We start from the raw sequence: 25,974 nt of genomic DNA on the forward strand, positions 1-25,974 counted from the left end.
ATCTATTTATGGAATAACTATGGTGTGCGTTATTTCTTTTATCTTTTTATTATTATCAGCCAATTCAATAATAACTTGATAAGTGCCAGGTTGGGTGCTGGTCATTTTTAATGTTATAACCTTCTTGCTATTATTAATAAATCCAGCGGTATTAACTATTTCAATATTGTTACTGTTGAGGATGTAGGTATTGTAATTTAATATTTCTTCGGATTCTATTGAGAAGGAAATGTTATATTCTGCTGCTTCTTGATTATAATATGAGCCCGTAAATACAATATCAAAATCAGGGAAGCTACTATAGCTAATCAAATGGTTCTCCTTTGGGTTTGCAGCCATAGTCGGCGCGCGGGCTATCTTATATGTGAAGGTATTATATATCTTGGTGCTACTATGAAAGTTATCAAGGCTGGATGATGCCAAAGGAGAGAAAAGGATAAAACTGGAAAACAGTAGGGATGCAATATTTATCATTGTTATATTCCTTGGTATAACAGCGTGATATTAACGGGAGTAATCCTCACCTGTCGTATTTGTTAATGTCATATAATAGGTTTTATCCGCGAGCTGATGGTTTGTATCGAGTGATGTAATGACTAATCGATAATCCCCAGCAGAAAAATCATTTAATGGTAACGTCATTCCCTTCGAACGATTATTAATAAGTGTCGTGGTTTGTGCTTTCTCATTGTCATATTGATCGTAGATATAGGCGGTGATTAATAAATGGCTTTGTGTTGTTACCGTCATGGGAACTTCCCCCTGGCTATTTTCGAGCCAATAATTGGTTTGAATTCCATGCACAGAAAAATTATCAGTAGCAGAGTCCTGACCGATCAATATGAGTTTGACGGGGTGATGGCCAAGGAGGGACGCGGGGGCAAAGAAACTTGTCAGCAGCGCGCAGATCAAAGTGATATAGCTGATTTGCATATGAGTACCTTCCTAATAATAGGTCAGTGAAATTCTGTGGCAGATACCGTTGAATCGCTTCTCTAGGCATGAGCCATTGTCGATGCTTTGCGTTCTGTACTTTGGCGATCGATTCATCAGTTACCAGAGTCAGGTAATGAGCGTGACTCATTTGTGATGGTGATTAAATCTCATAATTTATAACGTGATAATTATTTAAACAGGCATCAGTGGTGTGAAGAAGAGGTTGATAAGGAGAGAAGATATTGGCAGTAATGCAGTCTGTTTTTTAGTAATTATTTGATTTTAAAATGATTAAACTAATGTGTCGGGAAATCGCGACAATAGGGATGTAGGTTGTCTCAAAAAGGAGACATTTAACGTATTGATTTTTATCTATTTTATTTTAATGGATATTGGGTGTCGGGTAATAGCGACAAAAGCGGGTTTGATCACTCGATTTGACTAAGACAATCACAATAATAATTTACCATTAAATATTATTTTTGTTTAAAATCAATGTGTTAAGTTGTTTTTATAAAACTTGGCACGCTACCTGCATTATCTCTAACAGTTGCTCATTCACTTTTTATGATAGTCCCGCCGTAAAGCGGAATATGCGCTTCATAAGCCACCGAATGATGCCTAAGACTGGTACCTATCGTCCACCTAAATCGATATCGTGTGAATGCACCTTATCAAACATCGGACGACACGTTGAGTGAGGTGCCGCCTATGTCCTACTGTGATGAATGGTTCATCAATTTTGGACATGTCTGGATGCTATTCGTCTCATCCTCCCGATGATTGCCTCGGCTTCATCAAACTGGAGACGATGTTTAAGGGCATCCACATATTCTGCGACGGGGCAATTTATTGCCCCGTTGTCACATCTGATGACTGTTAAAGTCAGTTATTTTACGCTAGATAACGCTCCCATTTTCGCTGCAACTTATTATAAAAGCAGGTCTGATGATGATTCTGACGATAATGGATAAGGCGCATTAATTAAAAGCACTTCGCTCAACGCTAAGTGCTTTTTTTTTATCTCTACTCTGGGTATGACGGCGTTAATTGGATAACAGGCATTGTAATCCTGACAAAGTCAGTTAGCATCACAACAGAATGATAGGTAATGAGATGATTTCGTTGAAAAGATGGCGTTTGTTTCCTCGGTCTTTACGTCAATTGGTGCTCATGGCGTTTCTGTTGGTGCTGCTTCCTTTATTGGTGCTGGCATACCAGGCTTATCAAAGCCTTGACCACCTAAGTACTCAAGCGGCTGATATTAACCGCACTACGCTGGCTGATGCCCGGCGCAGTGAGGCGATGACCAGTGTGGCGCTCGAAATGGAGCGCAGTTATCGTCAATACTGCGTATTAGATGATGCAACACTGGCAAAGCTCTATCAGCATCAGCGCAAACAGTATGCCCAGATGCTTGACACCCATGCGCCTATCCTGCCCGACGCCCGTTATTACCAGACTCTACGTGAGCTGTTGACTCAACTTTCTGATATTCAATGTAAAAATAGTGGCCCAGAACAGAATGCTTCTGTCTTGTTAGAGCAATTTTCCCGCTCAAATGCCGAAATGGTACAAGCCACTCGTGACGTTATCTTCTCTCGGGGTCAGCAATTACAGAAAGATATCGCCGAGCGTGGGCAATTCTTTGGCTGGCAATCCCTATTGCTGTTTTTGGTCAGTGTGCTGCTGGTGGTGCTATTCACCCGGATGATTATCGGGCCAGTTAAAGGCATTGAACGAATGATTAATCGCCTGGGGGAAGGGCGACCACTGGGGAATACCGCCTTGTTTAAAGGGCCGCGAGAGTTACGTTCATTGGCGCAGCGCATTATTTGGCTCAGCGAACGTTTAGCTTGGTTAGAATCACAGCGCCATGAGTTTTTGCGCCATATTTCGCATGAGTTGAAAACGCCATTAGCCAGTATGCGCGAAGGAACCGAATTGTTAGCCGATGAGGTTGCTGGGCCATTAACTCAAGATCAAAAAGAGGTGGTCGCTATCCTTGATAACAGCAGCCGCCATCTACAATTATTAATTGAGCAATTATTGGACTATAACCGGAAATTGGCCGATGGCCCCGGTGAACTTGAAAATGTTGAACTGGTCGAGATGGTTGAAGATGTGATTGCGGCCCATAGTCTGCCCGCGCGAGCAAAGATGATTCGTACCGAGACGGATCTTGAGGCGGACATTTGTTGGGCAGATCCGACCTTATTGATGCGAGTATTAGACAATCTCTACTCCAATGCGGTGCACTATGGCGAGGAATCCGGTACCATTTGGATTCGTAGCCGTCAGGTGAATAACCGCGTGCAAATTGATATCGCTAATACTGGGGCGTCGATCCCGGTATCAGAAGAAACCATGATATTTGAGCCTTTTTTCCAGGGAAGTCATCAGCGAAAAGGGGCTGTCAAAGGCAGCGGGTTGGGGTTGAGTATTGCGCAGGACTGTATCAAACGTATGCAAGGCGACTTGCAATTGGTGTCCGTGGATTATGCCCCCGTCTGTTTCCGTATTGAATTGCCATTAACCGCCGAGAATGAATAAATAATGTACAAATGGTCTATGGGCAGCATGATTAAAAAGACCGCCTTTTTAACCTCACCAACCTCAACTGCGGCGGCAATGCCAGCGGGCGGGTTGGGTTCGAGTATTTTTTGGCGAGCTTTATTGCTGGCCCCTCTATTACTGACAGGGTGTACTGCTAATCCGACCGCTGGCCGCTTTTCACAGGCGGTTCAAATGGTGATCCCGGAAACGAAAATCGTCGATTATCGAACGTTATCCTGTGATGTACTGTGGGATCTTGATGATAAAGAGACACTTGAAAACTCCCTTTACTGGTTGCGGGCAATGGATTGTGCTGAGCGCCTGGGTTCCACCCAAGCGCGGGCGTTAGCGAAAACGTTACCGGTAGTGACATGGTCAGCCGCCTTTAAACAGGGCATTCTGCTGAGCAGCTCGGAGCCGTCTATTGCGGAGCGCCGTCAGGTGGTTGAGCGGATGAACAGCTATAGCCAAAGCTTCCCCGGCGCGGTACGCCCACTGATTCAGCTCTGGCGTGAGCAGCAGGTGCTGCGCATCTCTCTGGCAGAAGAGCGCACGCGATACCAGCGCTTGCAAGAGGAGTCAGACGGGCAGATTGATAGGCTGCGGGAAAGTCAGGTCCGCTTGCAATACAACTTGCTGGATACCACCCGTAAGTTAGAAAACCTAACGGATATTGAACGCCAGCTTTCATCGCGTAAGCAGCTACAAAATGAAATTCCTGAGACTGATGCCGATAGTAAAGCCGCAGCATCAGTGGTGCCGAAACCTGTCGAGGCCAAACCTCAGCCAAAGGTCGAGCCAGCTAAACCTGCTGAAGTTAAACCGGCAGAAAGCAAGCCGATAGAAAGCAAGCCGGCAGAAACTAAACCAGCTGAAACTAAGCCTGTTGAAAGTAAACCCGCTGAGGCTAAACCAGCTGAAACTAAGCCAGTCGAGACCAAGCCAGTAGAAGCCAAACCTGTTGAGAATAAGCCCGCAGAACTTCAGGTAGAGAGTAAACCTGCGCCGCAATCGGTAGAAAAACCGGCTGATACTTATACACCGCCAGTCGTACCGCCAACTGACGTCCCACCTGCGACTAATAAGGAATCTCATGACGCCACGCAAACCGGCCAATCTACTGCTGGTTGATGACGACCCCAGCTTACTTAAGTTGCTGGGGATGCGTTTAACCAGTGAAGGTTTTAATGTCACCACCGCAGAAAGCGGGCAGGAAGCATTGCGTCTGTTAATGCGTGAGAAGATTGATCTGGTTATCAGTGACTTGCGAATGGATGAAATGGACGGCATGGCGCTGTTTGCTGAAATCCAGAAGCATCAACCAGGTATGCCTGTGATTATTCTGACCGCTCACGGCTCAATCCCGGATGCTGTCGCTGCTACTCAGCAGGGGGTGTTCAGCTTCCTGACTAAACCAGTAGATCGCGATGCTTTATATAAAGCTATCGATGCAGCTTTAGAACTTTCTATTCCTGCTGGTGATGATACCTGGCGTGAAGAGATTGTGACCCGCAGCCCGGTGATGTTGCGCTTGCTGGAGCAGGCTAAAATGGTGGCGCAATCTGATGTCAGTGTGCTGATTAACGGGCAAAGTGGCACTGGGAAAGAGGTGTTGGCGCAAGCTATTCATGCCGCCAGCCCGCGGGCAAAAAAAGCGTTTATCGCGATAAACTGTGGTGCATTACCTGAACAGTTGCTGGAATCAGAACTCTTTGGTCATGCCAAAGGGGCGTTTACCGGGGCAGTGAGTAGCCGTGAAGGGCTATTTCAGGCCGCCGAAGGTGGCACACTGTTTTTGGATGAAATCGGCGATATGCCGCTGTCTTTGCAGGTAAAACTGCTGCGAGTATTGCAGGAGCGCAAAGTGCGCCCATTGGGCAGCAACCGTGATTTAAGTATTGATGTGCGGGTGATTTCAGCCACTCACCGCGACTTGCCAAAAGCGATGGCCAAGAATGAATTCCGTGAAGATCTCTACTATCGTTTGAATGTAGTGAATCTAAAAATCCCGGCGCTGCATGAGCGCTCAGAGGATATTCCGCTGTTGGCTAACCATTTGTTACGTGAATCGGCCAAACGCCATAAGCCTTTTGTCCGTAGCTTCTCAACAGACGCCATGAAGCGGCTGATGACTGCCAGCTGGCCAGGTAACGTGCGCCAGTTGGTGAACGTAATTGAACAATGTGTGGCATTAACCTCAGCCCCGGTTATCAGTGAAGCGCTGGTTGAACAGGCGCTGGAAGGGGAAAACACCGCATTACCGACCTTTGTAGAGGCACGTAATCAATTCGAGTTGAATTATTTGCGTAAACTCCTGCAAATCACCAAAGGCAATGTGACTCAGGCGGCGCGGATGGCCGGGCGTAACCGGACCGAATTTTACAAGCTATTGTCGCGCCATGAGCTAGATGCTAATGATTTTAAAGAATAATAACGGTTAGTGGCTGGCAAAGTGAGTTACTGACAAAAGTTTTTCCTGATATAGCCAATAGATTTCAAGATACAGGTAACACCTCTACAGCTTGAAAGATGATGGGTATAAAACTGAAGCAGAGTTTAAATACAAATGAGCAGAAAACTTTCCATTGCACTAGCCCAGCTAAATTGGTTGGTCGGCGATATCGAAGGCAACACTGAACGTATGTTGCAAACCTTACATGAGCAGCAGAAGGCGGGAGCCTCACTGGTCATGTTCTCTGAGCTGGCTCTGTCTGGGTATCCGCCCGAAGATCTGCTGTACCGTGATGATTTTTATCAACGCTGCGAAGCACAATTGGAGCGTTTGCAGGCGGCAGCGCAGCAAACGGCGGTATTGGTCGGTCATCCATGGCGTGAGGCGGGCAATCTCTATAATGCACTGTCGCTGTTTGCTGATGGCAAATTGCAAGCGCGCTATTTCAAGCAGCAACTCCCCAACTACGGCGTATTTGACGAGAAGCGCTATTTCTCAGCTGGCCATGACACCTGCGTGGTAGAGCTAAAAGGCTACCGTCTGGGCCTGCTTATTTGTGAAGATCTCTGGTTCGATGGCCCGGTTGATGCGGCTAAAGCGGCTGGCGCAGAAATAGTGTTGTCGATCAATGCTTCGCCTTATAATCGTGAAAAGCCTTATATCCGCAAAACCTTGATGGCGGCTCATTGCCAGCGTACCGGCTTGCCATTGGTGTATCTCAACCAGATTGGCGGGCAGGATGAGCTGATTTTTGACGGCTGTTCCAAAGTGTTTGATGCTGCTGGCAATATGACGCATCGTCTGGCGGCCTTTGCTGAACAAACCGCCTTGGTGCAATTCAATGAGTGTGAAGTGGTGCCGATGATGGCACCAGCCGCAGAGCTGCCACCACTGGCGCAAGTCTATGAAGCGCTGGTATTGGCGGTGCGTGATTATGTCACTAAGAATGGCTTTAATGGCGCGGTACTGGGGCTTTCCGGCGGGATTGACTCGGCACTCACACTGGCGATTGCTGTGGATGCGTTAGGTAAGGATAAGGTCCAGGCATTGATGATGCCGTTCCGTTACACCGCAGATATCAGTATTGCTGATGCCAAAGAAGAAGCTGAAATTCTGGGTATTGAATTTGATGTGCTCTCCATCGAGCCGATGTTTGATGCCTTTATGGGCCAATTGTCGCCGATGTTTGCGGGTACTGCGCGCGATACTACAGAAGAAAACCTACAAGCGCGCTGCCGTGGTGTGGTGTTGATGGCCTTGTCGAACAAGCGCCGCAGCATTGTATTAACCACCGGTAACAAAAGCGAAATGGCCGTAGGCTATGCCACACTGTACGGTGATATGGCCGGTGGTTTTGATGTCCTGAAAGATGTGCCCAAGACGCTGGTATTCAAATTATCAGAATATCGCAATACTGTTTCATATGTGATTCCGCAACGGGTTATCACCCGTCCACCATCAGCGGAGCTGGCACCGGATCAGAAAGATGAGGATAGCCTGCCACCTTATGATATTTTGGACGCCATTCTCGAAGGGTATGTCGAGCAGGATAAGTCAGTTGCAGATTTGGTTGCTGACGGTTTTGATGAAACTATCGTGCGTAAAGTCATCCGCCTGGTAGATATCAATGAATACAAACGGCGTCAGTCAGCTGTTGGGCCGCGTATCACCGCCCGCAATTTTGGCAAAGATAGACGCTATCCGATTACATCAGGCTTTGGCCGCAAGAATTGGTAAAAACAGGGATTCACCATGAAAAAAATTGACGCGATTATTAAGCCATTCAAACTCGATGATGTCCGTGAGGCACTGGCTGAAGTCGGAATCACCGGGATGACGGTAACAGAAGTTAAAGGTTTTGGCCGCCAGAAAGGGCATACCGAGCTGTACCGTGGTGCTGAGTATATGGTGGATTTCCTGCCAAAAGTGAAAATTGAAATTGTTGTTGCTGACGATATCGTCGATACCTGTGTAGAAGCGATTATGCAAACTGCCCAGACCGGTAAAATTGGCGACGGTAAAATCTTTGTCTTTGATGTTTCACGCGTAGTACGTATTCGTACCGGTGAGCAGGACGAAGAAGCAATTTAATTGCTGTCTGTCATGCAGTAAAAAGCCCGTTTCGTTTTGCGACGAACGGGCTTTTTAGCTTATGTTTCTATAACTTCTTGATATCCCAAACTTAGCGATATCCCTGCGACGGCAGATTGGCGGGATTAGGCGGGAACAAATAGCCCCAACCAATAGAACAGGTTAAGCACCACACCGGTGATAATCACCGCCACCACAGGTGCGGCAATCTTCATCACTGGGCGGCCAATAGCTTCGTTGAGGAAATACAGGGCTGTGGTGATAGTGAAACCGGTATAACCGGCCATTTTGATCGAGGCAAAAATAGCCCCGATTAACAGCGCATATTCCATCAACAAGTTCATGGCGTTACGAATATTGTCGGAGGCATTACGCACCGAAGGGAAGCGGCCCAGCCACTTGCCGATTGAGCGCAACATCAATACTTCCAGCGATATTACAACCGCCCCAATTATCCCTGCCAGCAATGGGTTAGGGACCAAATAACCGACCACAAACACAAAGGTGAAGCCAGCAACCGCATAGACACCCGTCGCCAGCGCGGTGGTGGCTATCAGGGGCACAAAGCCGAGGCCGCGCATAAACTCGGCCAATGATGCTTGGTGGATTAAAGCTAATGACTCTTCTGGTGTGATACCCGGCGCATAGGCTTTGGCCAGTGTATAAATTGACACTTCACTGCCGCCGAAGATTTTCATACTCGCGACGGCAGAAATTAACCCGCCGACAATTGCCAGCATGGGTAGGTTTTTAATTATTCGTTGGGTTCGCTCTTCGAAAACAGAGTGCCCGCCACCACCTCCCAGGTGGGTTTTGGCCCGTAAATCTTGTGCGATGGCAATACCGATCAGCAGAATCATACCGACAAAAATTTCAATAGACTCAGGGAATAGGCCGGTGAAACGGGTGATAATCAGGCGGGTTAGCAGCACGATAAAGGCGGAAACAACGGCGGTTTTCCAGCCAAATTGATAGAAAATAGCCACCAGAGGGAACAGGGCAAAGGCGGAAATTACCGGGCTGCTTAGCTCCCCCAGTGAGCCAATAAAGTTCACCGGCAATGAGGTTAAGGCGGTGTTGACGGCGGGCAAGCTGGTAAGAGCCAAAATACCCCAGGCGGCACCTAGCGCGAAGGCCAGATAGCTATTGATCGCCAATACGCCAATGATGTCTGTCGGCAGGAACAGTAGCCAAGAGTTAAGCAAGCCGGTGGAGAGAGTAAATGAGATACCGACGGAGGCAATAAAGCCGACACTCAGGCCGAAAGCGATACTGCCGGCTTCACGGCGGCTCATATTACCTTCAACCAATTGCGGAAGAATAGGGCGAATACCGTCATGGAACACAGCGACAGAACGGTGAGAAAGCAGCGCGGTCATCCCTGTCAGCAGGGCAACCACAACAATATGAATATAATCCACGGTGGTCCCCTTAGCGCAGTTGCGTAATCAGCAGTGGGATGGCATGTTCAATATGTTCGACCGACAAGCCAAAGGCTACTTTGCCCTCAGCGACAAACTTTTCTATCTGCTCAGGTTTTGCTTTGATGCCAGGCTTGGCAATAGTGGCACTTTTGTTATAGCCAATAATTGCGATAGCCATTGATAATGCCGCCCCAGCACCGGTATTACAGGCACCGATATAATAATCCAATTGGCCTTCTTTGACTTTTAGGGCGGCATCCATATCCGAGAGAATAAAAGTCTCGAAAGTATTCGGTGCCGTCTGCTCAATCATTTCGCGTATTAACTCTCGTTGCAGCCCGGCAATGCCAATCTTCTTCATAATCACTTTCCTTGCGTCTTGAAAAATTTATTAGGATTGTGGCGCAACATCATTTCCACCTGATCGTGGGAAATCCCTGCGGCCAGTAACATGGGAACAAACGAATCAACTAAATAGCTAAATCCACTGCCGCCATTGGCTTTTAAATGTGAGCGACGGGTGATATCCATCGACAGCATAACCCTATCTAATAACCCATGTTCGGCGAGGGTAACTAACATGGCGACACGGCGCTCATCCGGGAAATAGCTATTTTTACCAATGGTGTCGAATTGGACATATACGCCCATATCGATCATTTTCATAATAAGGTCTGGCTGTTCTTTCAGGTCACAATGGCCGATAACCACCCGATCCAGTGGGACCGCATACTGTTTGAGCAGGGCTATTTGTTGCAACCCCATGGTACTGAAACTGGTATGGGTAGAAATGGCAAGGCCAGTTGCATGGTGAGCCAGCGCTGCGGCATGAAAGACTTTTGCTTCATCAGGGGTTACCACACCCTCACTGGTACCAATTTCAGCAATAACACCGGCTTTTAGCTCAGTTCCATCAATACCAATCTCAATCTCATCAATCATGGTCTGCGCTAATTGTTGCGCGCTACTCTCGCGCACCATCGGCGGATAGAAACTGTCGGTGTAATATCCGGTTGAAGCGATAACGTTTATGCCACTGTCGCGCATCAAATTCAATAAAAACTGAGGGTTGCGCCCCATGTATCGATTAGTGACTTCGACGATATTCGCCACACCTTTGCCCACTAATTCACGCATTTCGTCGCAAATGGGTTGATATTGGTCCAAGCGACAGTCCAGATTATTTTTAAATCCGGACAAATCAATATGCAGATGTTCGTGGGCGTAGGTATATCCATTGGGATTGATCATCGGGCAGGCTCCGAAGCAAGTCAGTCATTATACGGAAGATTGATTCTATTAGTATCGCTTACTATTCTGGCAGTTTATTACCCTGACTATCATAGCGACCCATTATGCGCGGGTTTCCACTTTGGATGCCATCAATCAAAACCACATCACTGCGAGTAACAAATATTTGGGTACGGAAACTCATGATAACCGGGCTGCCGACCGGGAACTGTCCTGCGAGTCGCAGGCAATAATCGATACTGTCATCATCAATCGGTAATATCGTGCTTTGGCTAAATTGGTTATCGTGCCAAATCAATGCATTCTGTAAATGGCCGCGACGATAATGGCCGCCACCAAATAAATAACTGTTAGCCGCAAAATGATGGGAAATCTCGGACAGATAAAGCATGGATATCTGTTCTGGTTGGTCACCATGCTGATTGGCAGGAATGGTGCCGGTGAGGGCATGGCCCGGCTCACTGTGTGTCACCCCCCATTGAGCCAATTGAGGCAGGGTGGTGCAACTGGTTGCTGAGGGGGCATTCACCTGCTCAATACTCACCCCTTGTGCCTGTAAAATATTCCGCGCGGCCAGTAGAGTATGCATGTTGGCTGTTGGCGAAGTCCGCTGTGACTGGGAGTCATATAGCATGCAGGGAAAATGTGTTATCCCGACTAGTCGTACTGCCGGCATCTCTCTCAAAGCTGCAATCACTGCGGGTAGCTGGCTTAATTCAAAACCAGCTTCCTGCCCGGCATATAATAAGTCGCCAGATTGGCAAACTTTCAGCATGAGTGGCTGGATAATATGCTGACGATGGGCGGCCTGCGATATTTCCAGTGCCTTTTCTAATGAGAAAACAGTAATGACTTCAGGTCGTTGGCGAACAACTTCGTCCACCATGCCAGAAGGTGGTTGGACCAAATGCCCAATATGAGCAACAGGAATGGCGTGGCGATAAAGCTGGCGCGCTTCTTTAAAATCAACGGCTACCATGCCCTGATAGCGCTGGTCCTGATATTGGCAAGCCAGCAGTCGGCGGCATAACTCCGGGTTTCGCCCGAATTGCTTACTCATCAAATACAGTTTTATCTGGTAACGACTTGCTGTTTCAAGCAGCAGGCGTGCATTCGCTTCTGTCTGTTCAACATCAATGACATAGCTATCAGGAGAAATTTTCCCCTGGTGCCAAAAAGAAATAGCCGCGTCAATTAATTGAGTATTTTGTTTTAACAGGGTTTTTAAAAACATTTTATGTCCTGATTGTCCACGGCATCACAGATTTAATTAAATTATCATTATTTTGAATATTTATTATAAAAGTGCCCTGGTGTTATATTTTCTATAACTGTGCCCTAATAAATTAACTTAACGCAAAGTGGGCATGTCACTAGAAAGGTATAGACCGTAAAGGTTGGCGAGTAAATATCCGATTTCATTTTCTGCTGGTTTTAGCGAAAAATAAGCCAATAGATCCTGATTGATCTCTCGAATATAGTGAATATCTTCACTTTGGGTAATTTCCGCTAATATCGCTGGGTCCAGCGCATTAATCTCTTCACCGCGGCGGGTGCGCATTAATGCATTTGCCATATGGGTAATGGCCATAGCGCCTTGGGAGCTATGAACCGGCAACTGCCAAAAATTTTCTAACCGGTTGATAACCTGATCGAGTCCTTGACCAATATCGGGGTCGATAACCCCTGATTGACACAGAATATTGAGACGCGCATCAATATCACCACGGTTAATATGGGCGATACAATCACTATAAGGCAATTCAACTACTTCGATAGGTTGTCCGGCAAACTTAATCTCAGTCAGTAGACACTGGTCTGGCGAACGCGGATCTAGCCCTACGCGGCGGATATTATGCTGTTCACCACGACGACAAATCAGTTGGTGACCATCCACATAAGAGCCATTTCCCAGATTCAACGCTACCGACACTTTCCCTTGTGCTAAGTAACTTTTCGCTGCCAGATGGGAGACGACAGCCATATCGTAAATGCCATCTATCAGACATTCGATACGTACTTCAGCCCCACGCATATGGGCAAAATAAAGGGGAAGTAAGGTAAATTGTTGCCTTAAACCGCTCGCCAGACCTTCATAAAGTTTGGTGTAGGGCAGTGGCATAGCGCACACCATATTACCCAGATCGGCCTGTTGCAGTAACAGCGACATATTCAGATCAATCAGCAAGGTTCCGTTACGGCCTCGACGTTCCACGATAATCGCGTTATCTGCCTCCAGCACTTTTAATGCGTGCTGCACCACACCGACGGAGATACCGAAATCATCGGATAACTCATCAATGGTTTTAAGCCGATTACCGGGGCGTTCGCCAATTAAATAGCGCGCCATGGATACTAATGCCAACCCTTCTTTTTTTATGAATTTCTTACTCATGGTAGGTCAATTCAGCCTTAATTCACCCAGCAATAAGTTTTGTTACTGGGCAATAAATAGTAAGGGGATAATTTTAGTCGCACGATTAATTTTCAGTTATATGAACATTTAGACATTCATCTGAATGTCTCATCGTGGCAATATTAAATTAGGATATATGAGATCTAAATCACGTTCTACCAAATTTAAAAGCAATAAGTAAACGGATTTTTTATAACCGATATGTTGGGGAGGCCGAATAGCATCCCCGAAAGAAATTAAATAAAATTCAATAATTAAATGACTTTATGCGGACCGAAACACTCATAGTGAATCCGCTCAGATGCCACTCCTTGTGCCAATAACTGACGACCAGCAAACTGCATAAAAGCTAATGGGCCACAGAAGTAATAATGCCTGTTGGGATCTGCTGCCAGCCACTGATGTGAACTGAGATCCATCAGGCCTTGGCTGTGATAATCCTGCCCTTTATTATCCTGCTCGCTTGGTTCGCGGTACCACACATGGCGGCTAAGATTCGGCATATTTTCTGCAATAGCTGAAACTTCATCGGCAAAAGCATGAACTCGCCCATTTTCAGCAGCATGCAGCCAATGCACCGGGGCTGAATGCTGTTGGTTATGCAAGGTATTAAGCATGCTTAACATGGGCGTTTGACCCACACCTGCAGAAATCAATGCCACCGGTGTCTCGGGTGAAATATCGAGGAAGAAATCACCCCGAGGCGGGGCAACACGGACGGTATCGCCCTCGCTAAGTTGTTGATGAAGATAGTTCGACACTGTACCTTGCTCTTCACGTTTCACCGCAATTCGGTATGTTTTGCCGTTTGGTGCCGCGGTCAGAGAATATTGGCGGATTTCCTGATATTCGAGACGCTCATCTTCAATATAGATACCCAGATATTGGCCCGGTTTGAAATCCAGCACTCGACCACCATCTTCTGGTGCTAGCTCGAAGCTACAAATAACCTCACTCTGCATCTCTTTTTTGATGAGGCGAAAACGGCGCAAAGTCCTCCAGCCCCCAGTGCTGGTTTCACTCTGCTCATAAATCTGGCTTTCTCGCGTAATAAACACATCCGCCAGAACACCATAGGCTTTGGCCCACGCATCTAGCACTTCCTGACCGGGGGAGAACATTTCATCCAAGGTGCTTATCAGATGGTGACCAACAATAGAATAATGCTCTGGTTTAATATTTAGGCTGGTATGTTTCTGGGCAATACGTTCCACGGCGGGCAGTAACGCCGCCAGATTATCAATATTCGCGGCATAAGCACAAATTGCGTTGAACAGGGCTTCGCGCTGATCGCCATTGAACTGGTTGCTCATGTTGAAAATGTGTTTGAGTTCAGGATTGTGTTCGAACATGCGATCGTAGAAATGCGCGGTCAGTTTCGGCCCGGTAGCGGCCAGTAATGGGATGGTGGATTGAACGGTAGCGATGGTTTGTTGGTCCAGCATGCGGTGCTCCTTAACTGTTTTCTTCAACTATTTTTCTTCCCGCTATCCTTGACTGCTGCAATGCCAATGATTGGGATTATAAGTTACAAATCAATACATGTATTTTAAATGCATCTTATAGATCGCTACTGAATTTGTAAATCAACATTGCCCTTATAAGGGTTTACTGCGCGGTGCCAGTTCACAGAATGTGAAAAAATCACATAATGAATATGAGGATAATTCCGTTGCTTTGGATGAACTCTGAACAGGTCAAAGCCTTACGCAGTCTGGAGCCAATCGTTTGCGTAAAAACCTCTGTCAAGACCTATCTTAACGGGGGGAAAACAGTTTACACTGTGGCATAGACCCCAAATGTTAGTTAAGTCAGGAGAGCCGGATGTTAAAGCGTGAAATGAACATTGCCGATTATGATGCAGATCTATGGCGTGCAATGGAGCAAGAAGTGGTGCGCCAGGAAGAGCACATCGAACTGATTGCCTCAGAGAACTACACTAGCCCGCGTGTTATGCAGGCACAAGGTTCTCAGTTGACGAACAAATATGCTGAAGGCTATCCGGGCAAGCGTTATTACGGTGGCTGTGAATATGTTGATATCGTTGAGCAACTGGCAATCGATCGCGCTAAAGAGCTGTTCGGCGCTGATTACGCTAACGTTCAGCCGCACTCCGGTTCTCAAGCAAACGTGGCGGTTTACTCTGCTTTGTTGCAGCCAGGCGACACCGTTCTGGGGATGAATTTGGCGCACGGCGGCCATCTGACCCACGGCTCACCGGTTAACTTCTCCGGTAAACTGTACAATATCGTCCCTTACGGTATTGATGAATCTGGCAAGATTGATTATGAAGATATGGCACGTCAGGCTGAAATTCATAAACCAAAAATGATCATCGGCGGCTTCTCTGCTTATTCCGGTATCGTTGATTGGGCAAAAATGCGCGAAATCGCCGACAGCATCGGCGCATGGTTCTTCGTGGACATGGCTCACGTAGCGGGCTTGGTAGCGGCAGGTGTTTATCCTAACCCAGTTCCACATGCACACGTTGTCACCACGACCACGCACAAAACACTGGCTGGCCCACGCGGCGGTTTGATTTTGGCGAAAGGCGGTGATGAAGATCTGTATAAGAAACTGAACTCTTCGGTATTCCCAGCCAACCAAGGCGGCCCATTGATGCACGTTATCGCTGGTAAAGCGGTGGCGCTGAAAGAAGCCATGGAACCTGAGTTCAAGATTTACCAGCAACAAGTGGCTAAGAACGCGAAAGCAATGGTGGCTGTATTCCTGGATCGCGGCTACAAAGTGGTTTCTGGCGGCACTGATAACCACCTGTTCTTGCTTGATTTGGTGGATAAAAACATCACGGGTAAAGATGCGGATGCCGCCTTGGGCCGTGCCAATATTACCGTGAACAAAAACAGTGTTCCTAACGACCCGAAAAGCCCGTTTGTCACTTCTGGTGTGCGTATCGGTAGCCCAGCCATCACTCGTCGTGGTTTCAAAGAAGATGAATCTCGCGAGCTGGCTGGTTGGATGTGTGATGTGTTGGATAACATCAACGACGAAGCCACCATCGAACGTATCAAACAGAAAGTTCTGGCTATCTGTGCGCGTTTCCCGGTTTACGCATAATATCGTCAGATTGATGTCAGTTTATAAAACCCGCGTAATGCGGGTTTTTTTATGTCTATAGCAGGCGGATAAAAATGCTCTTGACGTCATGCGGGAGCTATCGCAGCAGCTGTTGGTAATTTGTAATCCGTATGATTTAAATGTGAATTTAATCACAAACTGTATGTTTGCATAATTACAGCATTGCTAGCAGACGAGGCCTCTGTCACAGTAACGGCTGACCTCGGAGGGATTCATGGTATTGCAATCAACACGTTGGCTGTCGCTCAGCTATTTCACCTATTTCTTTTCTTATGGCATTTTCCTGCCTTTCTGGGGCATCTGGTTGCAAGGGGAAGGGATACCGCCTGAAACCATTGGTATTTTGCTTGGTGCCGGGTTGATTTCCCGTTTTCTCGGTAGCCTGATTATTGCTCCTGGCGTTAAAGATCCTTCCCATCTGGTTACCGCAATCCGCATTTTGACACTCCTGGCATTGGCTTTTGCCATCGGCTTTTGGTTCGGTAATGGTTGGGCCTGGTTGATGATAGTTATTGCCGGTTTTAACCTATTTTTTGGCCCATTAGTACCACTGACCGATGCGCTGGCAGCGACCTGGCAAAAACAGATAACCATGGATTACGGCAAAGTCCGGCTATGGGGGTCACTGGCCTTTGTTATTGGCTCGGCATTGACCGGGAAGCTGGTCTCTGTCTGGGGCCATCCCGCCATCCTCTATAGCCTGCTTTTCGGTGTTTCAGCCATGCTAGTGGGGGCATGGCTGAAACCCAGCATCATGCCGCAGGGGGAGGTTAAGCACCGCAATGTGGCCGCAACTCGCTGGAAAGTGTTGTTATCTGATTCGCAAGTGTGGCGTTTTTTACTCTGTGTAACTCTGTTGCAGGGCGCACACGCCGGTTATTACAGCTTCAGTTCAATTTACTGGCAAGATGCCGGTTACTCTGCTGCCACCATTGGCTATTTATGGTCATTGGGGGTGGTGGCCGAGATTCTGGTCTTCGCATTCAGTAATGTTCTTTTCCGCCGCTGGACAGCCCGTAGCCTGTTACTGCTTTCCGCGATCAGTGGCATTATTCGCTGGAGCCTGATGGCCTCTACCACCGAACTGTCGTGGCTTATTTTTATTCAAATCTTGCATTGCGGCTCGTTCACTGTTTGCCATCTGGCGGCAATGCGCTTTATTGCCGCCCGGAGGGGGCCAGATGTCATCCGTTTGCAGTCAGTTTATTCTGCACTGGCGATGGGAGGAGGGATTGCGGTGATGACGGTTATCTCTGGTTTCCTGTTCGAGCACTATCAGGGCGGAGTATTCTGGGTTATGGCATTGATCGTGATCCCCGCGCTGTTTATTCGCCCGCGAGTGGTCGCGGCACCAGAAAATCTTAGCCACTAGGGCAATTCTAACAAACTACGTAACTGGTTGTTTTGTTGTTCAGTCAGTGGCAATAAAACCTGAATTAATGGGGGCATTGATTCAGGTTGCCGCACAGCATAAGGGGTCAGCACCACCGCGGTACCGGCAGGGGCACCGGACTGCAAATACACATCATGCGGTAAGTATTTAATATGCAGCGGCAACAGGGTCAGCTCACGAACCTGCTGTTCAACTTGCTCTTCCAATAACGGATTATTCCGCGTCAGCAGTAAAATCTGCTTTTCCTGTAATGCATTATCCTGCATCAGCCAGGCACCAAAACTAATGGCTATTAAAGCAATCTCGTCGGCAGAAAATTGAATTTGATACTCTTGCTCAAACGCGACCAGCGCCTGCTGAGTTGTACGTAACAGCCGTGGATATTGGCGGTTAACTTCTTTCAGTGATGAATTATCAATACCGATATTGAAATAACAGCGCTCAATAGCAGGGGCCAGATGGGCAAAAAGCTGGTTCATCAGCATTTCATTGCTGCTCAGCGTCATGCCCGAAAGCTGTTGAAAGTGTGCTACTAACTGATTGATAGCATTGGCCAAGCGTGAGTCTTCTGCTGACTGAGTACTGTGATAACTGTGTGCCTTAATCATTGTCAGCATCAGTATTAGCACGTCTCGTTCGATCTTATCGAGTGGGCTACCTAATAGCGGATTAAATGAATCAAACAAACTGTCAGCGGCTGCCTGTGCCGGTTTGCACTCCAGCCATTGTTGCTGGGCGAGAGAGAGCTCTGGCAGGGCTTGCTGCCGACTCTCCCAAGCACAATAGGCCAAATACAGTTGTAAAAACTGACGATCTTTTTCATTGAGCTGACGATTCAGGTAAGGTTCGCATTGAGCGACTATTTGCGGCAACTCCTCGGATATCAGGTGGTTATCCCATGAAAGCGCATCATATAAACTGGGGGCAAAATGACACTCAACAAATTCAGGGCAATAACGTAATCCACGGCGTAACCAGTGGATGAGGCAGAGCCTTTTGTCGAGCCGGCTGCCGTGAATCAGGCAGGGGTCATCGGCATTGGCACTGAGCTGCAAATGGTAGAAACGCTGGATTTCATTGGCAACCTCGGCTATATCTTGCCGGGTAGTCGGCAGCCCGACGCCATTCAATTGGCTGATAGTGTCCAGTTGTACTGTGCGTGCTGGCATAAATAGCATCAGTAACATATGGCAACGGCGTTGTTGACCGGATAGCTGTTGGTCGGAAAACTTTTTATCGGGTAACCGGGGCACAGAAAAAGTGTCCAAGTGCATATAACCTTCCGTGATGGATGTGTCGTTATTCATCATTCTTAAGCATAGCAAAGGAGATTCTATTCGGTTTACTGAGGTAAGAGGCTTTTACATCGACTTACAACTTACATCACAGTTATCGTGGAATTTCCAAGGATTGATTCATGCAGGATATGTTATGTTATAACAAATTCGTTATGGGTAAGCGACTAACAGCCTTGCTGTTAGCGGGGAGCGCTTTTATGTATAGCCAATTGGCAGCAGCCCATCCCCACAGCTTTATCGATATGGATGCCACTCTTGTCAGTGAAAAACAGACGCTGGTGGGTATAAAAATGGTCTGGACGATGGATGAGATTACTTCCGCAGATCTGTTGTATGACGCAGAAAATGCCAAAAGTGATTCTGAAATCTGGAAGAAGCTGGCAGCCGAGGTGATGGCTAATGTGCTTGGGCAACATTATTTCACGGATATATACCGTGATGGTAAACCGGTGAAATATAAAAACTTGCCGACAGAATATCATTTGTCGCGTAAGGGCCATCAGGCGGTTTTGGAGTTTGTTTTGCCCTTGGCTGAGCCACAACCTTTGGTGGGGAAACCTTTTATTATCTCAACTTACGACCCGACCTATTTTGTGGATATGACTTATGCCGGAGATAAGGCCGTCAGGTTATCGGCAGAAATGGAAAAAAACTGCAAATTAACCTTATTCACCCCCAATCCGAATGCCTCATTGCAGGCTTATGCGCTGTCATTGGATAAGAGTGATTCACCAGGAGAAGATATGGAACTTGGGAAACAATTCGCACAACGAGTCACTGTGCAATGTCAGTAGGGCTCACCTCGGCTTCGCGCCACAGACACTGGTTAATAAATTTATGGCCACTGTTGCTGTTTTTAGTGCTGCTGGCGGGTGCTGCCCATGTTGTCTGGCTCTATTGGCCGGAACTGCTGTTCAAGACGGTGGTCTGGCAAAAAAATATGCATCAGCAAATGGCACAGCTACTGCAACAGGTTAAAGCTAATCCACATCAGACCGGTTTTGCGCTAATGATGTTCAGTCTGATTTATGGGGTGCTACATGCGGTGGGGCCGGGGCATGGCAAAGTCGTGATTGTGACCTATTTAGCCACTCATCCAGCCCAGTTAAAAAGCAGTTTGAAGCTGACGTTTGCCGCTTCAATACTGCAAGGCGCGGTAGCAATTCTACTGGTTACGGTGCTGTTGGGCATGTTGCAACTCTCTTCCCGCTATTTGCATCAGAGTAGTTTCTGGCTGGAAAAAGGCAGCTTCCTATTAGTTATCGCCCTCGGTATCTTATTATGTTACCGGGCAATAAAGCGGCTTTATCAGCAGATAAAAATACTCAAGCCACAAAAAATTACCATCCAACGTATACAACCACTCAGCGCGGATCACGTGCATAGTGATAACTGTGGTTGTGGGCACCGCCATATGCCGAGCACTCAAGAACTGCAAGCGGGGGATGATTGGCGTACTCGGCTGGCGATTGTTCTGGCCATGGGAATGCGGCCGTGTTCAGGGGCTATCATGGTGCTGCTGTTTGCCAAAGTGATTGGAGTCTACTGGTGGGGGATTTTATCTGCTATCGCCATGGCGATAGGAACATCATTAACCATCTCGTTATTGGCACTGTTCGTCCACTATGCGCGGCGGTTAGCGGTGCGTTTAAGCCACAAACGAGCACCTGCGGCTTGGGGGGCAATAGCGTGGGGAACATTAGCATTAACGGGCGGTATCATTTTGTTATTTGCCGGAGTTTTGCTTTATCTTTCCAGCCAGCCCGATTTCATCGGTGGCATTCGGCCCTTTGGACGCTAAATCTTGCCATAAAAAAAGCCAGTCGGTTAACCCAGACTGGCTTTTGATTTGAAACGGTTATTCGCGAGGAATTAACGTTTCAATGCATCACTGATTTCATCGCTCATTGCTTGAACGATAGATTTCACGATACGTGGATTACCCGCAACAATATTCCCTGAACTGAAATGGTTATGGCCGCCAGCAAAATCGGTCACGATACCACCAGATTCACGCACTAACAGCTCGCCACCAGCAAAATCCCAAGGCTTCAAACCAATCTCAAAGAAACCATCTACACGGCCAGCGGCAACATAAGCCAGATCCAGCGCGGCAGAACCGGTGCGACGGAAGTCGGCACACTGTTCAAACAGTTTGCCCACCACACGGATATAGGCCGGTGCGTGTTGTTTAACTTTGAATGGGAAGCCAGTCGCCAGAATGGTGCCGTCTAAATCTTTCGCGTTGGTACCGCGCAGACGATAGCCGTTTAACTGAGCGCCCTGACCACGGGTGGCTGTAAACAGTTCGTTACGCATTGGGTCATAAACCACAGCAACTTCAGTACGGCCTTTAATGCGTACTGCAATAGAAACTGCGAAATGAGGGAGACGTTTGATGAAGTTGGTCGTGCCATCCAGTGGATCAATAACCCATTGTACATCATCGTCTTCGCCGACCAACTCACCGCACTCTTCACCAATAATGGTGTGTTTTGGGTAAGATTTACGGATAACGTCAACAATCAAATTCTCTGATTCACGGTCAACGTTGGTAACAAAGTCATTACTGCCTTTCTGGCTCGCTTCGACAGCGTCCGGGGTTTCATAATTTTTGGCAATCAGGTTACCGGCCTTACGCGCAGCGCGTATGGCGATAGTCAGCATCGGATGCATGGGTATCTTCCACTAGGATGTTAAAGAACGAGAAACGGCGCGTAGTATAGCAGGGGATCTGATAAATGCCTATGTCTGTGTTAAGATATGGCGATTCCCCGTTATCCTTAGAGTTTGTATGTTACACAATATTCGTATCGTTTTGGTTGAGACCTCACACACCGGCAATATGGGTTCGACAGCCAGGGCCATGAAAACAATGGGATTAACCAATTTATATCTGGTCAATCCTTTGGTAAAACCGGATTCTCAAGCCATTGCCTTATCAGCCGGCGCCAGCGATGTGATTGGCAATGCCACTATCGTTGATACCTTGGATGAAGCTTTGGCAGGATGCAGCTTGGTGGTTGGCACCAGCGCTCGCTCTCGTACCTTGCCTTGGCCCATGTTGGAACCGCGTGAATGTGGTGTCCGCAGCGCCCGTGAAGCAGAGCATGCCCCAGTAGCACTGGTGTTTGGCCGCGAGCGAGTTGGCCTCACTAATGATGAGCTGCAAAAATGCCATTATCATGTAGCTATCCCAGCAAACCCGGAATACAGCTCACTGAATTTGGCCATGGCGGTGCAAATCCTAGCCTATGAAGTGCGGATAGCATTCCTTGATCGCCAGCAAGCGGCAGCACCAATAGTAGAAGAAGAGGAAGCCCCTTATCCATTAGTGGATGATCTGGAGCGTTTCTATCTGCATCTGGAACAGGTTTTATCCCACACCGGCTTTATTCGTCAGGCACATCCGGGCCAGATTATGAGTAAGTTGCGTCGTCTATTTACCCGTGCGCGCCCAGAGGCTCAAGAGCTCAATATTTTGCGTGGCATGCTGACATCTATTGAAAAACAAGATAAATATCCGCAACGTGATGCAGATGCCAGTGAGCATAGCGACCAAAAATAATGCTTTATATCAATTGGTTATTATGCAAACGGCCTCATGTTATCGAAAATGAAATAGATAAATAATACTTGAGTAAATCACTAGGTTAAATAGTTGACTAAAACACTCAAGAATGTCAGAATTCTGGCTTGTTTTCACCAACAGGTAACTTTAGCTATGAGACTGACTTCCAAAGGCCGTTATGCCGTGACCGCCATGCTTGATGTGGCATTACATTCCCAGGACGGGCCAGTTCCTCTGGCAGATATTTCAGAGCGTCAGGGGATTTCATTATCCTACTTGGAACAGCTTTTTTCACGGTTACGCAAAAATGGCTTAGTCGCCAGCGTTCGTGGTCCAGGTGGCGGTTACCTGCTGGGTAAAGATGCATCAGCAATTGCGGTCGGTGCCGTAATCACTGCCGTTGACGAATCTGTCGATGCCACCCGTTGCCAGGGTAAAGAAGGTTGTCAGGGTGGCGATCGTTGCCTCACTCATACCTTGTGGCGTGATTTGAGTGAGCGCATCAGCAGCTTCCTCAACAACATCACATTGGCAGAACTGGTTAATAACCAAGATATTCTAGAGGTAGCGGATCGTCAAAATAACGATACGCGCCGTACGGCCAATGGCCGACCGCAAGAGACGATTAACGTCAATCTGCGCGCATAAGCAGAATCTGCGGAATTTTACGTTTTGGAAGTGATGTACGGAGCATAAGAGCAATGACCGAATCAAAAGTAAAGACACCGATCTATCTGGATTATGCAGCAACGACCCCGGTAGATCCTCGTGTCGCTGAAAAAATGATGCAGTACCTGACTCTGGACGGCATTTTCGGTAATCCGGCCTCTCGTTCTCATAAGTTTGGCTGGCAGGCAGAAGAAGCTGTTGATATTGCACGTAATGATATTGCCGCATTAGTTGGTGCTGACCCTCGCGAGATTGTCTTCACCTCTGGTGCAACTGAGTCTGATAACCTCGCAATTAAAGGTGCTGCTAACTTCTATCAGAAGAAAGGCAAGCACATCATCACCTGTAAGACCGAACATAAAGCTGTGCTGGATACTTGTCGTCAATTGGAGCGTGAAGGCTTCGAAGTGACTTATTTGGCACCGCAGTCTAACGGTATTATCGACCTGAAACAGCTGGAAGCGGCAATGCGTGAAGATACCATTCTGGTTTCTATCATGCATGTGAATAATGAAATCGGTGTGGTGCAGGATATCGCTGAAATCGGCGAAATGTGCCGTAGCCGCGGGATCATTTTCCACGTCGATGCTACCCAGAGCGTCGGTAAATTACCGATTGACCTGAGCAAACTGAAAGTCGATTTGATGTCCTTCTCTGCCCATAAAGTTTATGGCCCGATGGGCATTGGCGCGCTGTTTGTTCGCCGCAAACCACGTATTCGTATTGAAGCACAGCAGCACGGTGGTGGCCATGAGCGCGGCATGCGTTCTGGTACCTTGCCAGTGCACCAGATCGTTGGCATGGGTGAAGCTTACCGTATTGCCAAAGAAGAGATGGAAAGCGAAGCTGCACGCCTGCGCTCACTGCGTCTACGTCTGTGGAACGGTATCAAAGATATCGAAGAAGTTTACCTGAATGGCGATTTAGAGAATGGCGCACCGGGCATTCTTAACGTCAGCTTCAACTATGTTGAAGGTGAGTCGCTGATCATGGCATTAAAAGATTTGGCTGTTTCATCTGGTTCAGCCTGTACCTCCGCGAGTCTGGAACCTTCCTATGTGCTGCGTGCATTGGGGATGAACGACGAACTGGCTCACAGTTCAATTCGTTTCTCTCTGGGGCGTTTCACCACAGAAGAAGAGATCGACTACGCCATTGCGCTGGTACGTAAATCCATTGGTCGTCTGCGTGACTTATCTCCACTGTGGGATATGTTCAAACAGGGCGTGGATATCAGCAGCATTGAATGGTCTCACCATTAATTCCAGACTTTAAGAATCAGGAGTAATCACATGGCTTACAGCGAAAAAGTAATCGATCATTATGAAAACCCACGTAACGTTGGGTCATTCGACAATGCAGACCCTACCATCGGTAGCGGCATGGTTGGCGCACCTGCTTGTGGTGACGTTATGAAATTGCAGATCAAAGTCAACGACGCCGGTATCATTGAAGATGCTCGTTTTAAGACTTATGGCTGCGGTTCTGCCATTGCTTCCAGCTCGCTGGTAACTGAATGGATGAAAGGCAAGTCTCTCGAGCAAGCTGAAGCAATCAAGAATACCCAGATTGCAGAAGAGCTGGAGTTACCGCCAGTCAAAATTCACTGCTCAATTTTGGCTGAAGATGCCATTAAAGCAGCTATTGCCGACTACAAAAGCAAACATACCGCTAAGTAGTCGTAGAATAGGTTATTAATAGCTAGCCCATAGTGCGATATTTGCTGTTATGGGCAGCGTCCAAGAGTTGAGGAAGGTATATGTCGATATCAATCAGCGACAGTGCTGCACAACGGGTCAGTGCCTTTTTAAATCACCGTGGTAAAGGCTTGGGTCTGCGCTTAGGCGTGAGGACATCGGGCTGCTCCGGTATGGCTTATGTCCTGGAATTTGTTGATGAAATGAACGATGACGATATCGTTTTTGAAGACAAAGGCGTGAAAGTGATCATCGACGGCAAAAGCATGGTCTATCTTGACGGCACCGAACTGGATTTCGTCAAAGAAGGGCTAAACGAAGGCTTTAAGTTCAACAATCCGAACGTCTCAAGTGAGTGCGGATGTGGCGAAAGCTTTAACGTTTAACTCCTGTTTTTGTTCCTGTCTCAGGCACTTGATGCTTAATATAGCTCTCTTGCACTAAAAGAGAGCTATATAGATCTCAGCTCAGTCATCACGACAACTCCCAGAGCATGCTATGGATTATTTTACATTATTCGGGCTGCCGGCTCAGTATCAGATCGACGGCAACCAACTCACTACCCGCTATCAAGAATTGCAACGCCAATTCCACCCCGATCGTTTTGCAAATCAGCCTGAACGCGAGCGTCTGGCCTCTTTGCAGCAAGCCGCGACCATCAATGACGCCTATCAAACCCTCAAGCATCCGTTAAAACGGGCTGAGTATATGCTATCTTTGCAGGGTTTTGATTTGGGCAACGAACAGCACACTATGCGTGATACCGCGTTTCTGATGGAACAATTGGAACTGCGGGAAGAGCTTGATGCTATCGAACGTAAGCCAGATGCCGAGATACAACTGGCGGCCTTCAATAACCGCCTTGCTGTGATGACGCAAACACGCAGTCAGCAGATGGTTGAGCAACTGGACAAGCAGCAGTGGGAACAGGCGGCTGATACCGTGCGGAAATTACGTTTTCTGGATAAATTGCACCAGCAGGTCGAGCAACTGGAAGAGCGGCTGTTTGACGACTTTGCCTGAGTACCTGATTGATAAAAATAAATAAAACTCAATTTATTGATCACTATAATGCCCGACTAATTCTTATTAGAGCGATAGCGCCACATAGATTTTACTTT

The 25,974-nt window shown here is 47.4% G+C and carries 25 protein-coding genes and 1 pseudogene; 15 read left to right on the forward strand and 11 right to left on the reverse strand.

Annotated elements, in window-relative coordinates; translation table 11 throughout:
- Nucleotides 1–6: 6 nt before the first annotated feature.
- On the reverse strand, nt 7–474 hold the full coding sequence (locus N0H69_RS08635) for a hypothetical protein (protein ID WP_050151788.1): 468 nt from the start codon (nt 472–474) through the stop codon (nt 7–9).
- Nucleotides 475–504: 30 nt separating this feature from the next.
- Nucleotides 505–933: a hypothetical protein gene (locus tag N0H69_RS08640; protein WP_050122981.1), complete on the reverse strand. Its 429-nt coding sequence runs from the start codon at nt 931–933 to the stop codon at nt 505–507.
- 1,119 nt (nt 934–2,052) lie between these two features.
- Between N0H69_RS08640 and N0H69_RS08645 the strand changes: the two genes are divergently transcribed.
- From N0H69_RS08645 to glnB, 5 genes are all read left to right on the forward strand, one after another.
- Nucleotides 2,053–3,489 (forward strand): sensor histidine kinase, encoded by a 1,437-nt coding sequence (locus N0H69_RS08645; protein ID WP_050146859.1) that lies wholly within the window; start codon nt 2,053–2,055, stop codon nt 3,487–3,489.
- 78 nt (nt 3,490–3,567) lie between these two features.
- A complete protein-coding gene (gene qseG / locus N0H69_RS08650; protein WP_072077626.1) occupies nt 3,568–4,623 on the forward strand; it encodes a two-component system QseEF-associated lipoprotein QseG in 1,056 nt (351 codons plus the stop codon).
- Entirely contained in the window at nt 4,586–5,923 is a 1,338-nt protein-coding gene (gene glrR, locus N0H69_RS08655) for a two-component system response regulator GlrR (protein ID WP_050108075.1), read from the forward strand. The genes qseG and glrR overlap by 38 nt, the downstream gene beginning before the upstream one ends.
- Nucleotides 5,924–6,058: 135 nt before the next feature.
- Nucleotides 6,059–7,681 carry an NAD+ synthase gene (locus N0H69_RS08660; RefSeq protein ID WP_050151790.1) on the forward strand — a complete coding sequence of 541 codons (1,623 nt, stop codon included), beginning with the start codon at nt 6,059–6,061 and terminating at the stop codon, nt 7,679–7,681.
- Between the two features lie 15 nt (nt 7,682–7,696).
- Nucleotides 7,697–8,035: a nitrogen regulatory protein P-II gene (gene glnB, locus N0H69_RS08665; RefSeq protein WP_002231018.1), complete on the forward strand. Its 339-nt coding sequence runs from the start codon at nt 7,697–7,699 to the stop codon at nt 8,033–8,035.
- Nucleotides 8,036–8,160: 125 nt separating this feature from the next.
- Here the strand turns inward: glnB and N0H69_RS08670 are convergent, their stop codons facing one another.
- The 7 genes and pseudogenes from N0H69_RS08670 to hmpA form a co-directional block, all read right to left on the reverse strand.
- Entirely contained in the window at nt 8,161–9,414 is a 1,254-nt protein-coding gene (locus N0H69_RS08670) for a YhfT family protein (protein ID WP_050151819.1), read from the reverse strand.
- A gap of 52 nt (nt 9,415–9,466) precedes the next feature.
- On the reverse strand, nt 9,467–9,820 hold the full coding sequence (locus N0H69_RS08675; protein ID WP_050108064.1) for a DUF2620 domain-containing protein: 354 nt from the start codon (nt 9,818–9,820) through the stop codon (nt 9,467–9,469).
- 2 nt (nt 9,821–9,822) lie between these two features.
- A complete protein-coding gene (locus N0H69_RS08680; protein WP_050122974.1) occupies nt 9,823–10,710 on the reverse strand; it encodes a phosphotriesterase-related protein in 888 nt (295 codons plus the stop codon).
- 61 nt (nt 10,711–10,771) lie between these two features.
- Nucleotides 10,772–11,944 carry a YhfX family PLP-dependent enzyme gene (locus N0H69_RS08685; RefSeq protein ID WP_050108060.1) on the reverse strand — a complete coding sequence of 391 codons (1,173 nt, stop codon included), beginning with the start codon at nt 11,942–11,944 and terminating at the stop codon, nt 10,772–10,774.
- A 117-nt stretch (nt 11,945–12,061) separates the two neighbouring features.
- The gene (locus N0H69_RS08690) at nt 12,062–12,430 is read right to left on the reverse strand and encodes a PRD domain-containing protein (protein ID WP_259705582.1); all 369 of its coding nucleotides are present in this window, start codon (nt 12,428–12,430) and stop codon (nt 12,062–12,064) included.
- Nucleotides 12,416–13,105 (reverse strand): annotated as a pseudogene (gene yhfZ / locus N0H69_RS08695) (GntR family transcriptional regulator YhfZ); the annotation flags it as partial. The pseudogene yhfZ and the gene N0H69_RS08690, both read right to left, overlap by 15 nt.
- A gap of 275 nt (nt 13,106–13,380) precedes the next feature.
- Nucleotides 13,381–14,571, reverse strand: a complete 1,191-nt coding sequence (gene hmpA / locus N0H69_RS08700; RefSeq protein ID WP_050146863.1) for an NO-inducible flavohemoprotein — start codon at nt 14,569–14,571, stop codon at nt 13,381–13,383.
- 379 nt (nt 14,572–14,950) lie between these two features.
- Between hmpA and glyA the strand changes: the two genes are divergently transcribed.
- A complete protein-coding gene (gene glyA, locus N0H69_RS08705) occupies nt 14,951–16,204 on the forward strand; it encodes a serine hydroxymethyltransferase (protein WP_050108051.1) in 1,254 nt (417 codons plus the stop codon).
- Between the two features lie 235 nt (nt 16,205–16,439).
- A complete protein-coding gene (locus N0H69_RS08710; protein ID WP_050151791.1) occupies nt 16,440–17,597 on the forward strand; it encodes a 3-phenylpropionate MFS transporter in 1,158 nt (385 codons plus the stop codon).
- Here N0H69_RS08710 and csiE read toward each other — a convergent pair.
- Nucleotides 17,594–18,892, reverse strand: a complete 1,299-nt coding sequence (gene csiE, locus N0H69_RS08715) for a stationary phase inducible protein CsiE (protein WP_050151792.1) — start codon at nt 18,890–18,892, stop codon at nt 17,594–17,596. The two genes, N0H69_RS08710 and csiE, sit on opposite strands and share 4 nt — an antisense overlap.
- A 152-nt stretch (nt 18,893–19,044) precedes the next feature.
- On the opposite strand from csiE, the gene N0H69_RS08720 reads away from it, so the two are divergent.
- Both N0H69_RS08720 and N0H69_RS08725 read left to right on the forward strand, forming a co-directional pair.
- Nucleotides 19,045–19,710 carry a DUF1007 family protein gene (locus tag N0H69_RS08720; protein WP_172665457.1) on the forward strand — a complete coding sequence of 222 codons (666 nt, stop codon included), beginning with the start codon at nt 19,045–19,047 and terminating at the stop codon, nt 19,708–19,710.
- On the forward strand, nt 19,701–20,717 hold the full coding sequence (locus N0H69_RS08725; RefSeq protein ID WP_050151793.1) for a nickel/cobalt transporter: 1,017 nt from the start codon (nt 19,701–19,703) through the stop codon (nt 20,715–20,717). The genes N0H69_RS08720 and N0H69_RS08725 overlap by 10 nt, the downstream gene beginning before the upstream one ends.
- A 71-nt stretch (nt 20,718–20,788) precedes the next feature.
- Here N0H69_RS08725 and suhB read toward each other — a convergent pair whose 3' ends face one another.
- Entirely contained in the window at nt 20,789–21,592 is an 804-nt protein-coding gene (suhB, locus tag N0H69_RS08730) for an inositol-1-monophosphatase (RefSeq protein WP_050108039.1), read from the reverse strand.
- 118 nt (nt 21,593–21,710) lie between these two features.
- Here suhB and trmJ point away from each other — a divergent pair, with 118 nt between their 5' ends.
- The 6 genes from trmJ (at nt 21,711) to hscB (ending at nt 25,876) form a co-directional block, all read left to right on the forward strand.
- A complete protein-coding gene (gene trmJ, locus N0H69_RS08735) occupies nt 21,711–22,484 on the forward strand; it encodes a tRNA (cytosine(32)/uridine(32)-2'-O)-methyltransferase TrmJ (RefSeq protein WP_050151794.1) in 774 nt (257 codons plus the stop codon).
- Nucleotides 22,485–22,640: 156 nt separating this feature from the next.
- Nucleotides 22,641–23,135, forward strand: a complete 495-nt coding sequence (gene iscR / locus N0H69_RS08740; RefSeq protein ID WP_004707916.1) for a Fe-S cluster assembly transcriptional regulator IscR — start codon at nt 22,641–22,643, stop codon at nt 23,133–23,135.
- 53 nt (nt 23,136–23,188) lie between these two features.
- Nucleotides 23,189–24,418 carry an IscS subfamily cysteine desulfurase gene (locus N0H69_RS08745; protein ID WP_050108035.1) on the forward strand — a complete coding sequence of 410 codons (1,230 nt, stop codon included), beginning with the start codon at nt 23,189–23,191 and terminating at the stop codon, nt 24,416–24,418.
- Between the two features lie 30 nt (nt 24,419–24,448).
- Nucleotides 24,449–24,835, forward strand: a complete 387-nt coding sequence (gene iscU / locus N0H69_RS08750; RefSeq protein ID WP_004393581.1) for a Fe-S cluster assembly scaffold IscU — start codon at nt 24,449–24,451, stop codon at nt 24,833–24,835.
- 80 nt (nt 24,836–24,915) lie between these two features.
- A complete protein-coding gene (gene iscA / locus N0H69_RS08755) occupies nt 24,916–25,239 on the forward strand; it encodes an iron-sulfur cluster assembly protein IscA (RefSeq protein WP_004707910.1) in 324 nt (107 codons plus the stop codon).
- Nucleotides 25,240–25,351: 112 nt separating this feature from the next.
- Nucleotides 25,352–25,876, forward strand: coding sequence for a co-chaperone HscB (gene hscB / locus N0H69_RS08760; RefSeq protein ID WP_050151795.1), 525 nt, complete (start codon nt 25,352–25,354; stop codon nt 25,874–25,876).
- Nucleotides 25,877–25,974: the final 98 nt, after the last annotated feature.

This window comes from Yersinia alsatica, from assembly GCF_025133195.1.
Classification (GTDB): domain Bacteria; phylum Pseudomonadota; class Gammaproteobacteria; order Enterobacterales; family Enterobacteriaceae; genus Yersinia; species Yersinia alsatica.

Excerpts from the sequence above, each read along its gene's own strand:
- glyA (WP_050108051.1), top strand. The coding sequence starts at position 14,951 with ATGTTAAAGCGTGAAATGAACATTGCCGATTATGATGCAGATCTATGG.
- hmpA (WP_050146863.1), bottom strand. The coding sequence starts at position 14,571 with ATGCTGGACCAACAAACCATCGCTACCGTTCAATCCACCATCCCATTA.
- N0H69_RS08640 (WP_050122981.1), bottom strand. The coding sequence starts at position 933 with ATGCAAATCAGCTATATCACTTTGATCTGCGCGCTGCTGACAAGTTTC.
- N0H69_RS08745 (WP_050108035.1), top strand. The coding sequence starts at position 23,189 with ATGACCGAATCAAAAGTAAAGACACCGATCTATCTGGATTATGCAGCA.
- N0H69_RS08680 (WP_050122974.1), bottom strand. The coding sequence starts at position 10,710 with ATGATCAATCCCAATGGATATACCTACGCCCACGAACATCTGCATATT.
- iscA (WP_004707910.1), top strand. The coding sequence starts at position 24,916 with ATGTCGATATCAATCAGCGACAGTGCTGCACAACGGGTCAGTGCCTTT.
- hscB (WP_050151795.1), top strand. The coding sequence starts at position 25,352 with ATGGATTATTTTACATTATTCGGGCTGCCGGCTCAGTATCAGATCGAC.
- iscR (WP_004707916.1), top strand. The coding sequence starts at position 22,641 with ATGAGACTGACTTCCAAAGGCCGTTATGCCGTGACCGCCATGCTTGAT.
- suhB (WP_050108039.1), bottom strand. The coding sequence starts at position 21,592 with ATGCATCCGATGCTGACTATCGCCATACGCGCTGCGCGTAAGGCCGGT.
- N0H69_RS08675 (WP_050108064.1), bottom strand. The coding sequence starts at position 9,820 with ATGAAGAAGATTGGCATTGCCGGGCTGCAACGAGAGTTAATACGCGAA.
- qseG (WP_072077626.1), top strand. The coding sequence starts at position 3,568 with ATGCCAGCGGGCGGGTTGGGTTCGAGTATTTTTTGGCGAGCTTTATTG.
- N0H69_RS08645 (WP_050146859.1), top strand. The coding sequence starts at position 2,053 with ATGATTTCGTTGAAAAGATGGCGTTTGTTTCCTCGGTCTTTACGTCAA.
- N0H69_RS08725 (WP_050151793.1), top strand. The coding sequence starts at position 19,701 with ATGTCAGTAGGGCTCACCTCGGCTTCGCGCCACAGACACTGGTTAATA.
- glnB (WP_002231018.1), top strand. The coding sequence starts at position 7,697 with ATGAAAAAAATTGACGCGATTATTAAGCCATTCAAACTCGATGATGTC.
- trmJ (WP_050151794.1), top strand. The coding sequence starts at position 21,711 with ATGTTACACAATATTCGTATCGTTTTGGTTGAGACCTCACACACCGGC.
- glrR (WP_050108075.1), top strand. The coding sequence starts at position 4,586 with ATGACGCCACGCAAACCGGCCAATCTACTGCTGGTTGATGACGACCCC.
- N0H69_RS08670 (WP_050151819.1), bottom strand. The coding sequence starts at position 9,414 with ATGACCGCGCTGCTTTCTCACCGTTCTGTCGCTGTGTTCCATGACGGT.
- N0H69_RS08660 (WP_050151790.1), top strand. The coding sequence starts at position 6,059 with ATGAGCAGAAAACTTTCCATTGCACTAGCCCAGCTAAATTGGTTGGTC.
- csiE (WP_050151792.1), bottom strand. The coding sequence starts at position 18,892 with ATGCACTTGGACACTTTTTCTGTGCCCCGGTTACCCGATAAAAAGTTT.
- N0H69_RS08710 (WP_050151791.1), top strand. The coding sequence starts at position 16,440 with ATGGTATTGCAATCAACACGTTGGCTGTCGCTCAGCTATTTCACCTAT.
- N0H69_RS08635 (WP_050151788.1), bottom strand. The coding sequence starts at position 474 with ATGATAAATATTGCATCCCTACTGTTTTCCAGTTTTATCCTTTTCTCT.
- N0H69_RS08685 (WP_050108060.1), bottom strand. The coding sequence starts at position 11,944 with ATGTTTTTAAAAACCCTGTTAAAACAAAATACTCAATTAATTGACGCG.
- iscU (WP_004393581.1), top strand. The coding sequence starts at position 24,449 with ATGGCTTACAGCGAAAAAGTAATCGATCATTATGAAAACCCACGTAAC.
- N0H69_RS08720 (WP_172665457.1), top strand. The coding sequence starts at position 19,045 with ATGTTATGTTATAACAAATTCGTTATGGGTAAGCGACTAACAGCCTTG.